Source organism: Avibacterium avium, assembly GCF_900454535.1.
GTDB lineage: Bacteria > Pseudomonadota > Gammaproteobacteria > Enterobacterales > Pasteurellaceae > Avibacterium > Avibacterium avium.
Window position 1 is genome coordinate 1,670,272 of record NZ_UGSP01000001.1, and the last position, 12,770, is coordinate 1,683,041.

General features: G+C 41.7%; 12 protein-coding genes. 8 read left to right on the forward strand and 4 right to left on the reverse strand.

Annotation, left to right across the window (positions count from 1 at the left end; translation table 11 throughout):
• Nucleotides 1-182 precede the first annotated feature (182 nt).
• Nucleotides 183-1,697 (forward strand): murein DD-endopeptidase MepM, encoded by a 1,515-nt coding sequence (mepM, locus tag DYC50_RS08140; RefSeq protein ID WP_115249754.1) that lies wholly within the window; start codon nucleotides 183-185, stop codon nucleotides 1,695-1,697.
• A gap of 101 nt (nucleotides 1,698-1,798) precedes the next feature.
• Here the strand turns inward: mepM and DYC50_RS08145 are convergent, their stop codons facing one another.
• Complete coding sequence (locus DYC50_RS08145) at nucleotides 1,799-2,233, reverse strand: LexA family protein (protein WP_115249755.1); 435 nt, start codon at nucleotides 2,231-2,233, stop codon at nucleotides 1,799-1,801.
• Nucleotides 2,234-2,628: 395 nt separating this feature from the next.
• Here DYC50_RS08145 and sstT point away from each other — a divergent pair, with 395 nt between their 5' ends.
• The 6 genes from sstT (at nucleotide 2,629) to DYC50_RS08175 (ending at nucleotide 8,063) form a co-directional block, all read left to right on the forward strand.
• Nucleotides 2,629-3,873 carry a serine/threonine transporter SstT gene (sstT, locus tag DYC50_RS08150; RefSeq protein ID WP_103852712.1) on the forward strand — a complete coding sequence of 415 codons (1,245 nt, stop codon included), beginning with the start codon at nucleotides 2,629-2,631 and terminating at the stop codon, nucleotides 3,871-3,873.
• A gap of 66 nt (nucleotides 3,874-3,939) precedes the next feature.
• Nucleotides 3,940-5,385: a molybdate ABC transporter ATP-binding protein ModF gene (gene modF, locus DYC50_RS08155; protein ID WP_115249756.1), complete on the forward strand. Its 1,446-nt coding sequence runs from the start codon at nucleotides 3,940-3,942 to the stop codon at nucleotides 5,383-5,385.
• Between the two features lie 45 nt (nucleotides 5,386-5,430).
• Nucleotides 5,431-6,351 (forward strand): SPFH domain-containing protein, encoded by a 921-nt coding sequence (locus tag DYC50_RS08160; protein WP_103852710.1) that lies wholly within the window; start codon nucleotides 5,431-5,433, stop codon nucleotides 6,349-6,351.
• Nucleotides 6,352-6,407: 56 nt separating this feature from the next.
• On the forward strand, nucleotides 6,408-6,857 hold the full coding sequence (locus DYC50_RS08165) for an NfeD family protein (protein WP_115249757.1): 450 nt from the start codon (nucleotides 6,408-6,410) through the stop codon (nucleotides 6,855-6,857).
• 4 nt (nucleotides 6,858-6,861) lie between these two features.
• The gene (locus tag DYC50_RS08170) at nucleotides 6,862-7,494 is read left to right on the forward strand and encodes an NAD(P)H-dependent oxidoreductase (RefSeq protein WP_115249758.1); all 633 of its coding nucleotides are present in this window, start codon (nucleotides 6,862-6,864) and stop codon (nucleotides 7,492-7,494) included.
• Nucleotides 7,494-8,063: a TorD/DmsD family molecular chaperone gene (locus tag DYC50_RS08175; RefSeq protein WP_115249759.1), complete on the forward strand. Its 570-nt coding sequence runs from the start codon at nucleotides 7,494-7,496 to the stop codon at nucleotides 8,061-8,063. The genes DYC50_RS08170 and DYC50_RS08175 overlap by 1 nt, the downstream gene beginning before the upstream one ends.
• A gap of 86 nt (nucleotides 8,064-8,149) precedes the next feature.
• On the opposite strand, the gene DYC50_RS08180 is transcribed toward DYC50_RS08175, so the two are convergent.
• The gene (locus DYC50_RS08180; protein WP_115249760.1) at nucleotides 8,150-9,085 is read right to left on the reverse strand and encodes a Kdo(2)-lipid IV(A) acyltransferase; all 936 of its coding nucleotides are present in this window, start codon (nucleotides 9,083-9,085) and stop codon (nucleotides 8,150-8,152) included.
• Between the two features lie 132 nt (nucleotides 9,086-9,217).
• On the opposite strand from DYC50_RS08180, the gene hldE reads away from it, so the two are divergent.
• Nucleotides 9,218-10,645, forward strand: coding sequence for a bifunctional D-glycero-beta-D-manno-heptose-7-phosphate kinase/D-glycero-beta-D-manno-heptose 1-phosphate adenylyltransferase HldE (gene hldE, locus DYC50_RS08185; protein WP_115249761.1), 1,428 nt, complete (start codon nucleotides 9,218-9,220; stop codon nucleotides 10,643-10,645).
• 80 nt (nucleotides 10,646-10,725) lie between these two features.
• On the opposite strand, the gene sucD is transcribed toward hldE, so the two are convergent.
• Nucleotides 10,726-11,595 carry a succinate--CoA ligase subunit alpha gene (gene sucD / locus DYC50_RS08190; RefSeq protein WP_115249762.1) on the reverse strand — a complete coding sequence of 290 codons (870 nt, stop codon included), beginning with the start codon at nucleotides 11,593-11,595 and terminating at the stop codon, nucleotides 10,726-10,728.
• A gap of 1 nt (nucleotide 11,596) precedes the next feature.
• Nucleotides 11,597-12,763 (reverse strand): ADP-forming succinate--CoA ligase subunit beta, encoded by a 1,167-nt coding sequence (sucC, locus tag DYC50_RS08195; protein ID WP_115249763.1) that lies wholly within the window; start codon nucleotides 12,761-12,763, stop codon nucleotides 11,597-11,599.
• Nucleotides 12,764-12,770: the final 7 nt, after the last annotated feature.

Sequence of the window (12,770 nt, forward strand, 5' to 3'; positions counted from 1 at the left end):
AAATAGCCTATTTTTATAAGATTAACAAGCAGCATTTAGAAATGCTTATAATTTATTCATTTGGCAAGTTTTTAGCGAAATATAGGGAATTTTTATTCTTTTAACTGGTCTTACTAGTCTTAGTGAAGTAACAATTATCCAGCTTAGTTATCAAGCAATGAAGTAATAAAGGGAAATAGATAGTGCAATATATTAAATTAGCAAGAGATAGACGTAAAAGAAAATCACGGATTAAAGCGGTGATTTTTCTCTCCGCTGTGTTGTCTATTTTTGTCGGCATTGTACTAAGCGTAAAAGATAATGCGAAAAACGATCCATTACAGCTTTCCAACGAAAACACTGAATATCACCCTGTTAAACCAATAGAAGATCAGCCTAATGCAGATCTTGATAAAGCGTTTAAAGATGTTACTGATCAACTTGCCAATTCTCAAACGGCGGTTAATGCTAACCAAGATAATGTAGCGAATAATACGGGTAGTGAAGAAAGTGATGCTACTTCTTATGATGACGATTTACAAGGTCAAGATGACGAAGTTGATGAAGTCAATTTAGATGACGATGATGAAATTGAAAAACTGCCAGAAAATGCGAAAAATGCAGTTAATGATTTACTAGATATTGCCGATCAAGCTATTCGTATTAAAGATCAATTTAGCCATACCGTTGTGCGTGGCGATACATTAAAAGACGTTTTAGAACAATCAGGGCTTGATGATAGCACAAGCAAAAAATTGATCTCTGCTTATCCAGAATTGAAAAATCTTAAAGCTGGCCAACAGTTCTATTGGATTTTGAGTAAAGAAGGCGAACTAGAATATCTCAACTGGCTTGTATCGCAAAAAGAAGAACGAATTTACGCACTCTCTGCTAATGGAAAATTCAAACGTGATATTTTACAGAAAAAAAGTGTGTGGAAAAAAGATGTGCTAAAAGGCCAAATTAGCGGCTCGTTCTCAAGCAGTTTAAAAGCCCAAGGATTGAGTTCCAAACAAATTAGCCAATTAACCACCGCACTTCAATGGCAAGTGAGTATAAAAAAACTCAAGAAAGGAGATAAATTTGCTGTTTTAGTTTCTCGTGAATATTTAGATAACAAACTCACAGGCCAAGGTAACGTAGAAGCTATCCATATTCGCTCTGGCGGAAAAAGCTATTATGCAATTCAATCTAATAATGGACGTTATTATAACCGTCAAGGTGAAACCTTAGGCAAAGGCTTTGCTCGCTACCCTATGCAACGCCAAGCTCGCGTGTCTTCCCCATTTAATCCAGCAAGACGCCACCCTGTTACGGGTAGAATTCGTCCACATAAAGGGGTTGATTTTTCAATGTCAATCGGGACGCCTATTATCGCCCCTGCAGATGGTACTGTTGAAAAAGTTGCTTACCAAGCTAATGGTGCAGGTCGTTATATTATGATCCGCCACGGTCGCGAATATCAAACTGTCTATATGCATTTAAGCAGACCATTAGTGAAAGCAGGCCAACAAGTAAAACGCGGTCAGCGTATCGCTCTTTCAGGTAACACTGGACGCTCTACTGGCCCACATTTACACTATGAGTTCCATATTAACGGCCGCCCTGTTAATCCACTTACTGTAAAATTACCAGGCACAAGTAGCCAAATGTCCACTGCTGAACGTAAGCAGTTTTTAGTGAAAGCGAAAGATGTAGAGCGGAAATTAAAGCTATAATTTTCTAATTAAAATACCACTCGCTGATTAACTTGTATTATTAAATTAATCAGCGAGTCAGCAAAGCAAAAGCCTACTACTTCTCATACCCTACTAAATCTCTAAGCAGCAAACTTCATTTGTGTTCTAGGTTTAATTTGATGAATGGTATTGGTAATAACACCAATGATTGGCAATTCAGTCCATTTTTCACATTTAATACTTTTCATTTTGGCGTCAAGAGCAAGGAAAAGAAATGCTTTGCCGTCATAGTTTGCTAATTCATAAATGCAAAATTGATTATCTTGTTCCATTACCACTAAATCGCCAATGCTTAAATGCTCATTTTTTTCTACCACAAGCATATCACCTGCTTCAATTCCCCAAGCAAGCATATTTGGGTTTGTTACTTCAATGACACAAGTTTGCTGTGGGCGTTTAATGCAATGAAGATTCAAATCAAGCTTTTTATTAAATGCTGATTTTAAAGAAGCACGATCAGTTAAAAATGGCATTGGCTGATAAGATAATTGGCTTTGTTCATTGAAATAGTTCATCGTAAACCCCTGTTATTATCTACTATGTGTGTGTATGTGATCTCTTACTAATACTACTTGTTAAAATACTGTTTGTTTATACAGGGTTATAATACTGGTATTTTATACAGTTAGTCAATATGCAATGTTAAAATTTTTTGCATTTTTATCTATCTTTTATCTATCTAAGGAAAAAATCAGGCTGAAAGGTAAAAATAATCGATTTTATTCAATTTTAAGCGGAATATTTCTTTGTTTGTGCAAATAATATGAAGAAATTGCTGATTTTATATTTTCTTTAGCACAAAATTAGGCTATCTTTACACTCGCTATGGGGGATCTAATTTTAGATCTGAATATCAACAATCTTCTGAAGTCATTGATCTTCAGTTTTAAACACAACATTGTAAATAATTATGAACACATCTCGTTTATATTCTCTGTTTTTTCACGGAAGTTTAGTGAAAAGAATTTCTATCGGTTTAGTGCTAGGTTTGCTACTTGCGATCATTGCACCAAGCTTGCAATCTGTACTCGGTTTCAACCTTGCTGAAAAAGCAGGTTTTCTAGGTAAGGTATTTGTGCGTTCATTGCGTGCCGTTGCGCCAATTCTTGTATTCTTATTGGTAATTTCAGCCATTGCGAATAAAAAAATTGGTACGCAAAGCAATATGAAATCTGTGGTGATTTTATATTTATTAGGCACATTTCTTGCCGCATTAACTGCGGTGTTATTTAGCTTCGCTTTTCCAACCGAAATTGCTCTACAAACACAAGAAAATTCTTTATCGCCACCAAGTGAAGTTTCTCAAGTATTAGGCACATTAGTGTTAAATGTGGTGGACAACCCAATCAACGCCTTATTTAATGCCAACTTTATCGGTATTCTTTCGTGGGCAATTGGCTTAGGACTTGTGCTACGCCACGCTTCAGATACCACGAAAAATGTAATGAATGATCTTTCTGAAGGGGTTTCAAAAATCGTTCACTTCATCATTAGCTTTGCGCCAATCGGGGTATTTGGTTTAGTGGCCGAAACCCTTGCGGATAAAGGCTTGGGCGCGTTACTTGATTATGTGCGTTTATTATGCGTATTAATCGGTGCGATGCTATTTACTGCATTCGTGGTAAACCCAATTTTAGTATACTGGAAAACACGCCGTAACCCATATCCATTAATCTGGACTTGTGTACGCGAAAGTGGTTTAACTGCGTTCTTCACGCGTAGCTCAGCAGCAAATATTCCTGTAAATATGGAATTAGCGAAACGCTTAAACTTAAATGAAGATACCTATTCTGTCTCTATTCCGTTAGGTGCAAGTATTAATATGGCGGGTGCGGCAATCACCATCACTGTATTAACCTTAGCGGCAGTGCATACGTTAGGTGTGGAAGTTTCCTTCCCAACCGCATTATTATTAAGTGTGGTAGCGAGCGTATGTGCTTGTGGTGCTTCTGGTGTAGCTGGTGGTTCATTATTATTAATTCCATTAGCTTGTAGCTTATTCGGTATCTCAAATGACATTGCTGCGCAAGTAATGGGCGTGGGCTTTATCATTGGGGTGTTACAAGATTCTGCAGAAACCGCGTTAAACTCATCAACTGACGTAGTGTTTACCGCAGCGGTATGTATTTCTGAAGAAGAAGCGCAAAAAAGCTAATCTTTACTCAAGATAAAAAAGAAAAAGAGCGGATGAAAATTTCCGCTTTTTTTATAGGTGGCTAATATGATTAAGATCGAAAATGCAACATTCCAGCTTGCTCATTATCAACGCTTAAAAATTGATGAATTATCCATTCAACCCAATGATTATTGGGGCGTGGTAGGCAGCAATGGCAGCGGTAAAACTGCGCTCGCCTTGGTGCTGGAAAGCAAATTGCCTTTATTGGAAGGCACAATGGAAAATCATTTCCAAACTATTTGTTCCCTTTCTTTTGAAAAACAACAGAAAATTGTTAGTGAAACCTTCAAAGATCGCAATAATGATGGCGTCAGCCCTGATGATTTCGGCAAAACGGCCAAGCAGACTATTTTGGCTCAGCAGAACGATCTGGCATTATTTGAAGAATATATTTCTCTGTTAAAAATCACCGCACTTTTAGATCGCCCTTTTATCCAGCTATCCACAGGAGAAAGCCGTAAAGTATTACTGTGCCAAGCCTTAGTGCAACAACCTGATTTGCTGATTTTAGATGAGCCTTTTGAAGGGCTGGATCAGCAATCTGTCAAAGAATGGAAAGCATTGCTCGCGCAGTTACAACAAAAAATGGCGATTTTGCTGATCTTAAATCGTTTTGAAGATATTCCTGATGAAGCCAATCATCTCGCTCTGCTGGAACATCAAGAGGTTATTTTGCAAGGAGAACGCCAGGCTATTGAGCAACAAAGCCTTTATCAACAACTTCGCTATGCAGAATCCGCCCAGCATATCCCCTTGCCTGAACGCGCAGTCCCTGAGATAAAACTCGATGAAAATCAACCGCTCTTTGAATTAGAACAGGTTACCATTCAATATGGCGAGAAAAAAATTCTCGATAAACTTGATTGGCAAGTTAAGCGTGGCGAAAACTGGTGGATCAAAGGCCCAAATGGTGCAGGAAAATCCACCTTGCTTTCGGTGATTAGTGGTGATCACCCGCAATCTTACGCCAATAAAGTGCGTTTATTTGGCAATCAACGCGGTTCGGGCGAAACGATTTGGCAAATCAAACAAAAAATTGGTTATGTCAGCAGCCAACTGCATATGGATTATCGTGTGAATTGCTCCGCGCGAGATGTGATCCTATCGGGCTTTTTTGACAGCATTGGCGTTTATCAAAAAGTGCCAGATGCCTTGCATATTAAAGCGATGGAATGGCTTGCCCGTTTGAATTTAACCGCGCAAGCTAATCAGCCGTTTAAATCCTTGTCTTGGGGACAACAGCGTTTATTGCTGATCACTCGTGCAATGGTAAAACATCCGCCTGTGTTGATCTTAGATGAACCTTTGCAAGGGCTAGACGGCGTGAATCGTAAACTGGTTAAAGGCTTTATTGATCAACTGGTGATGAACAGCGAAACGCAATTACTTTTTGTTTCCCACCAAGATCAAGATGCGCCGAGCTGTATCACTCATTTATTTGAATTTGTCAATGAAAATGGGCATTATCGCTATGTACAAAAGGCTATTTAATTTGTTAGACTTCAATCAGTTACCCCCCATTTTAAGGAGAGAAAAATGGAATTGTTAGACGGTTTTCCTGTTGCTGTGGTCGTCTTTGTTATCTTTGTGATTGTTGTACTGTTTTCCACCTTGAAAACCGTACCGCAAGGTTATCATTGGACGATTGAACGCTTTGGGCGCTACACTCGCACCCTCACCCCTGGGCTAAATTTTGTTGTGCCTTTTGTGGATCGCGTAGGGCGAAAAATTAATATGATGGAACAGGTGTTAGATATTCCTTCACAAGAAGTAATCTCAAAAGATAATGCCAATGTATCCATTGATGCGGTGTGTTTCGTGCAAGTGATCGATGCGCGCCGTGCCGCTTATGAAGTAAACCATTTAGAGCAAGCGATCATCAATTTAACGATGACCAACATTCGTACTGTGCTAGGCTCAATGGAATTGGACGAAATGCTTTCGCAGCGTGATAATATCAACGGACGTTTGTTATCCATTGTGGACGAAGCCACCAACCCTTGGGGCATTAAGGTAACGCGTATTGAGATCCGCGATGTGCGTCCACCACACGAATTAATCGCCGCAATGAATGCACAAATGAAAGCAGAACGTAATAAACGAGCTGAAATTTTAGAAGCAGAAGGGATTCGTCAAGCGGAAATCTTGCGCGCAGAAGGGGAAAAACAATCCCGTATTCTCAAAGCGGAAGGGGAACGTGCGGAAGCCTTTTTACAAGCGGAAGCTCGTGAGCGTGCCGCCGAAGCTGAAGCCAAAGCCACCCAAATGGTGTCGGAAGCCATTGCAGGCGGAAACACCAAAGCCATTAATTACTTTATCGCACAAAAATATACTGAAGCGTTAAAAGAAATTGGCGGTGCAAATAATAGTAAAGTGGTGTTAATGCCACTTGAAGCAGGCAATTTAATTGGCTCAGTAGCAGGCATTGCCGAGCTATTAAAAGGTGAAAAGCAATAATCTGCCTATCAATATCAGGGGCATTGCCCCTTTAAATATAAACTAAGGGGATAAGTATGGAATGGCTCGTAACTTGGTCAGTGTGGCACTGGCTTATTTTAGGCTTTGGCTTATTAATTGCCGAAATTCTCATTCCGGGCGTATTTTTGCTCTGGTGGGGCTTGGCGGCCATTATTATCGCAGGCGTAATGGCATTATTTGTCACCTTATCCTTAACCTTTTTAGTAATTGGCTATGCCATTTTAGCCATTATTTTAAGTTTTTCTTGGTGGAAATACCAACACGGCAAAGATCTCCAAGATCAATCGCACACTTCATTAAACCAACGGGATCACGCAATGCTCGGTACAAAAGGCATCGTGCAAGAAATCAATGAAAACGGCATTGGGCGTGGTCATTTTGGCGACACCACTTGGCGAATTCAAGGCAAGCACCTGCAGGTTGGCGATGCCATTGAAGTGTATAACGTGGAAGGGATCACCTTGTTTGTTAAGAAAGTAGAATAGCACAATGAAACATTTAATTATTTTCGCCCACCCAAATGGGCAAGACAGCTTTAATCGCAGCATTTTAGACCGCACTTTGAACGCCAGCCGAGCGCTCAAAGTGGAAATCCAAGTGCGTGATTTGTATCAACTAAATTTTGATCCCGTCATTTCGTGGGCAGAATTACAAGGGGCAAATCAAGGCATTACTCCCGCAGAAATTCGCGAAGAACATCGGCTCATTCGTGAAGCAGATTTGATCACTCTCGTTTATCCCCTATGGTGGATGGGTTTTCCTGCAATTTTGAAAGGCTATTTAGATCGCGTCTTGAGCCACGGCTTTGCGTATAAAACAGAAGACGGACAATCTGTCGGCTTATTGCAAGGCAAAAAAATGCAACAATTTATCACCATTGGTAGTAATGTTGAGAAATATCAACAACTTGGCATTGATAAATCCTTGCGTGATTGCTTGGTGGACGGCTTATTTAATTTCTGTGGTATTACCGATATTCAGCATAAATTCTTTGGTGATATTCATATTATTGATGACAAGGCGCGCCAACAAATGCTTGAAGACGTGGCACAAATTACTTCGCAAAATTTGACCGTACTTTTATCCGCAAAAGAAATCTCAAACAGCAAGGAAAATCCATAATGAGCAACGAAAACAGCCTGAATCATTTTTCTCTTATTAGCCGCTTATTCGGCAATCTGTTTTACCGCTCACCGCAAGATGCTACCTTGCAAAATGTCTTTGCTTGGTTGCAACAAAAGCCACTCAATGGACTATGGCCTTTGGAAACGGATAAACAAAGCGAACAAGCCCTTGAAGCTTTACAAATGAAGATTGATTTAGCCTTATTAGATCAAGAATATCAGCGTTTATTTGCTGGCGAAAAAGCACTCGTGCCAATGAATCTTGAAGCCTATGATCTTAAGTCCGAAGATTTCACCGCTTTCCGTCAAGAACGTGGAATGCCCGAGTTAGAACAAAGTGCGGTGAATTTTCCGCTTGTTTTTCTCACCGCATCTTGGATTGAAGATAACCTTGATTCCGTTGAAGCGCAACAAACCTTATTTGCGGAATTTCTACTGCCTTGCGCCACAAAATTCTTAAACGCCGTGGAAACGCAAGCCAATCTCCCTTTCTACCGCTCACTCGCTATTCTCTCACGAGAAATCCTTTCCGCAATGGCTGATGAGTTGGAAGAAACCTCTCTTTAGGGATAAAAATTTCTGAAAATCCCACCGCACTTTAATGGGTAATGTCTATGAAAAAAGGGTGAAAACATTATTTCACCCTTTATTTTCTAATCATACAAACTCGGATCACTTTCATTTGGACGAGTTTTGAAACGCCGATGCAGCCACATATATTGTTCCACGCCTTGCAAGATTTCTTGTTCAACCACTTGATTCATTCGAGTGGCAATGTCAATTTCAGTATTGACATCAGAAAAATCTACAGGAGCGGATACTTTCACGGTGTAGCCTGAGCCGTCCGCGTTGCGTAATGGCGCAAAAGGAATCACTTTGCTGTTTGGGGAAGATTTCAATAAATAATAACTTCCCGTTGTAGTGGCGGCATCTTTCACCGCAAAGAAAGGCACAAAAACGGCGTTTTTTCGTCCATAATCGTGATCGGGCGCATACCAAATAATTTCACCACGGCGTAAGGCTTTGATCATATTGCGTAAATCTTTGCGATCAAGCATATCTTTGTTAGAGCGTAGCCGTCCCCAAGTTTGCAGCCAATCCATTAGCGGATTATCGTTCGGACGATAAACGCCAATGCCGGGGGTGTAAAGCCCCAATATTCTCGCCCCTAGCTCAAGGGTAAGAAAATGCACGCCAGTTAGAATCACGCCGTCTTTTTGGTAGGTTTTTAGGTATTCAATGCCTTCCACCTTCGACCATTTTTTAATCCGTTTATCTGACCAAAACCACGCCATTCCCGTTTCAATAATCGCCATTCCCGTGGCTTTCACATTGGCCTGTGCAATGTCATCAATTTGCTGTTCGCTATAATCAGGAAAACAAAGGGTAAGATTTCGCTTAGCGATTTTCATTCGCCGCTTGCCAACGCTTAACTTAGAAAAGAGCCAGCCTAATCCATTCCCTATCTTTAACAAAAGAGGATAAGGCAAGAAAAGAATGAGCCGCCAAATGGCTAAACCAATCCAAAATCCCCAATATTTTGGGGCGAGAAATGCACGTTGAAATCTTGGAAGTGATGAATTTGCCATAACTAAAAGAGAGCTGTTCGTTAAAATTGGTTTAATCAAAGCGGTAGTTTAGCGGAAATTTTAGTAAATAGCATTTATCCTATGGTAAAATCTGCAAAAATTTGTCATTTAATGGAAAAGAATGAGGTCAAAATGGCGCAATATTCTACTCAATTTCAACAAGCGAAAGTGCTTGTTCTTGGCGATGTGATGTTAGATCGCTACTGGTTTGGTGCAACTAATCGCATCTCCCCTGAAGCCCCTGTGCCAGTGGTGCGTGTGCAAGAAAATGAAGAGCGCGCAGGTGGTGCGGCAAACGTGGCAATGAATATTGCTTCGCTCAACGTGCCAGTGCAATTACTCGGCTTAACAGGGCAAGATGAGGCAGGCTCGGCACTTTCAACAATGCTGGAAAAACAAAACATTGATTGCAATTTCGTGCAATTAGCCAGCCACCCAACCATCACCAAATTACGCGTGCTTTCTCGTCATCAGCAATTATTACGCCTTGATTTTGAAGAAGATTTTCATAACGTAGAAAGCGATTTATTATTGGCGAAATTACAAAGTGCGGTGCAAAATTTCGGTGCTTTGATCCTTTCTGATTATGGCAAAGGCACACTTAATCAAGTGCAAGCAATGATCCAAATTGCACGCCAAGCTAACGTGCCAGTGCTAATTGATCCAAAAGGCACGGATTTTGAACGCTACTGCGGCGCAACCCTATTAACCCCAAATATGTCAGAATTTGAAGCAGTGGTGGGCAAATGCCATAGCGAAGATGAGATTGTGGAAAAAGGCTTAAAATTAATCCGTGATATTGAATTAAGCGCTTTATTGGTTACCCGCTCCGAAAAAGGAATGACCCTACTCCGCCCAAATCAACCGCCATTCCACTTGCCGACAGAAGCGAAAGAAGTCTTTGATGTAACCGGTGCTGGCGACACCGTTATCAGTGTCTTGGCAACGGCATTGGCAGATGGCCGCAGCTTTGAAGAATCCTGCTATTTAGCCAATGTTGCAGCAGGCATTGTGGTGGGTAAATTAGGGACTTCTACGGTGTCGAACGTAGAATTAGAAAACGCCATTCACGGACGCACAACCACTGGCTTTGGCGTGATGAACGAACAACAGCTTAAAGAAGCGGTGGCGCAAGCCAAACAACGCGGTGAAAAAATCGTAATGACCAACGGCGTGTTTGACATTATTCACCCCGGCCACGTTTCTTATTTGGATAACGCTCGCAAGCTCGGCGATCGTTTAATTGTCGCAGTAAACAGCGATGCTTCCGTGAAACGCTTAAAAGGCGAAAGCCGCCCAATCAACCCACTGGAAGCCAGAATGGCTGTACTTGCAGGGCTTGCCGCAGTAGATTGGGTAGTGGAATTTAGCGAAGATACTCCGCAACGTTTAATCAGCGAAGTGTTGCCTGATCTGTTAGTCAAAGGCGGAGATTACAAACCAGAAGAAATTGCAGGCGGAAAAGAAGTTATCGCAAACGGCGGCGCAGTCAAAGTACTAAATTTCGAAAACGGCTTTTCGAGCAGTAATGTGATTAATAAAATTCAGTCGTTGAAGTAATTCCATTTTACTGAACGAATATTGTAAAAAATCCACCATTTCGGTGGATTTTTATTAAGGTAAATCGTTAAAAGTGCGGTTTATTTTAAGACAGTTTTTAACGCGGCACCAATTTCTGCAAGGCTTTTTACGGTGGTTACGCCTGCTTGTTGGAGGGCTTGGATTTTTTCATCGGCAGTGCCTTTTCCGCCGCTGATAATCGCGCCTGCGTGTCCCATTCGTTTGCCTTTTGGCGCGGTGATGCCTGCAATGTACGCCACCACAGGTTTGGTTATGTTATGACGGATAAACTCTGCCGCTTCTTCTTCCGCGCTGCCGCCGATTTCACCAATCATCACGATGGCTTCAGTTTCGGGATCTTGTTGGAAGCGTTTGAGAATATCAATAAAACTTGAACCGGGGATTGGGTCGCCGCCAATGCCTACGCAGGTAGATTGCCCAAAGCCCTCATCGGTGGTTTGTTTAACCGCTTCATAGGTTAATGTACCTGAGCGAGAAACAATGCCGATACGTCCTTTTTTGTGAATATTGCCCGGCATTATGCCGATTTTACATTCTTCAGGAGTGATAATTCCGGGGCAGTTTGGCCCGATCATCACTACGTCCGTTTCATTCAGCTTTTGTTTCACTTGTAGCATATCCAAAGTCGGAATGCCCTCGGTGATACAGACGATTAAGGATAATCCTGCGTTAATCGCTTCAAAAATGGCATCTTTACAAAATGGTGCGGGAACGTAAATCACGGTGGCTGTGGCACCAGTTTGTTCAACGGCTTCGCGCACGGTGTTAAACACAGGCAAGCCTAAATGGGTTGTGCCGCCTTTCCCCGGGGAAACGCCACCCACTAATTTTGTGCCATAAGCAAGGGCTTGTTCGGAATGAAATGTGCCTTGTCCGCCAGTAAAACCTTGGCAAATCACTTTGGTGTCTTTGTTCACTAAAATTGACATTTTATTCTCCCTTTGCTGCTTTCACGACTTCGCTTGCCGCTTGTTGTAAACTTTGTGCTGAAATAATGTTGGTATCGCTTTCGGCCAACATTGCGCGGCCTAATTCCGCATTTGTCCCCTCTAAACGCACCACCACAGGCACATTTACGCCCACTTCTTTGCTGGCTGCGATAATGCCTTCGGCGATGAGATCACAACGTACAATGCCACCAAAAATATTGACTAAAATAGCTTTCACCGAAGGATCGGTTAAGATGATTTTAAAGGCTTCTGCCACACGTTCTTTGGTTGCGCCGCCGCCCACATCAAGGAAGTTAGCTGGCTGTCCGCCGTATAATTTAACAATATCCATTGTTCCCATTGCTAATCCCGCACCATTTACCATACAACCAATATCCCCATCTAAGGCGACATAATTGAGATTCCATTTCTCCGCCTCTGCCTCACGCGGATCTTCTTGGCTAAGATCGCGCATTGCGAGCAAATCTGGATGGCGATATAAGGCATTGCTATCCACTACTACTTTAGCATCAAGACAGTTGAGATCATCGTTATCTAGAATAACAAGGGGATTGACTTCTAATAATGCAAGATCTTTTTCGATGAATAAGCGGCTGAGCTGACAAAATAGATCGGTAAATTGCTTGATTTGTTTGCCCTCTAAACCGAGTTTAAAAGCCAATTCTCTGCCTTGGTACGGCATTCCGCCGACTAGTAAATCAATGCTAGTGCGGTGTAATAAGTGCGGTGTTTTTTCCGCCACTTCTTCAATATTCACGCCACCTTCTGTGGAAACCATAAAGACAATTTGTTGCGAGCTACGATCCACAATAGCGCTGAGATACAGCTCTTTTTTAACCGCCACGCAACCTGTTACATAAATTTGATTGATGGGCTGCCCTTTGGCATCGGTTTGAAAGGTAACTAGACGCTTGCCTAAAAATTTGTCAAAAAACGCCCGCACTTCTTGTTCTGAACTAACCACTTGCACGCCGCCTGCTTTGCCACGTCCGCCTGCGTGAACTTGACATTTCAGTACCCATTTTGAGCCACCTAATTTTTTAATGGCTTCTAATCCTTGTTCTAGGGTTTCGCACGCATAGCCCTCACCGACAGGCAAGCCATATTGGGCGAAAAGTTGTTTTGCTTGGTATTCGTGTAAATTCATAGATTTA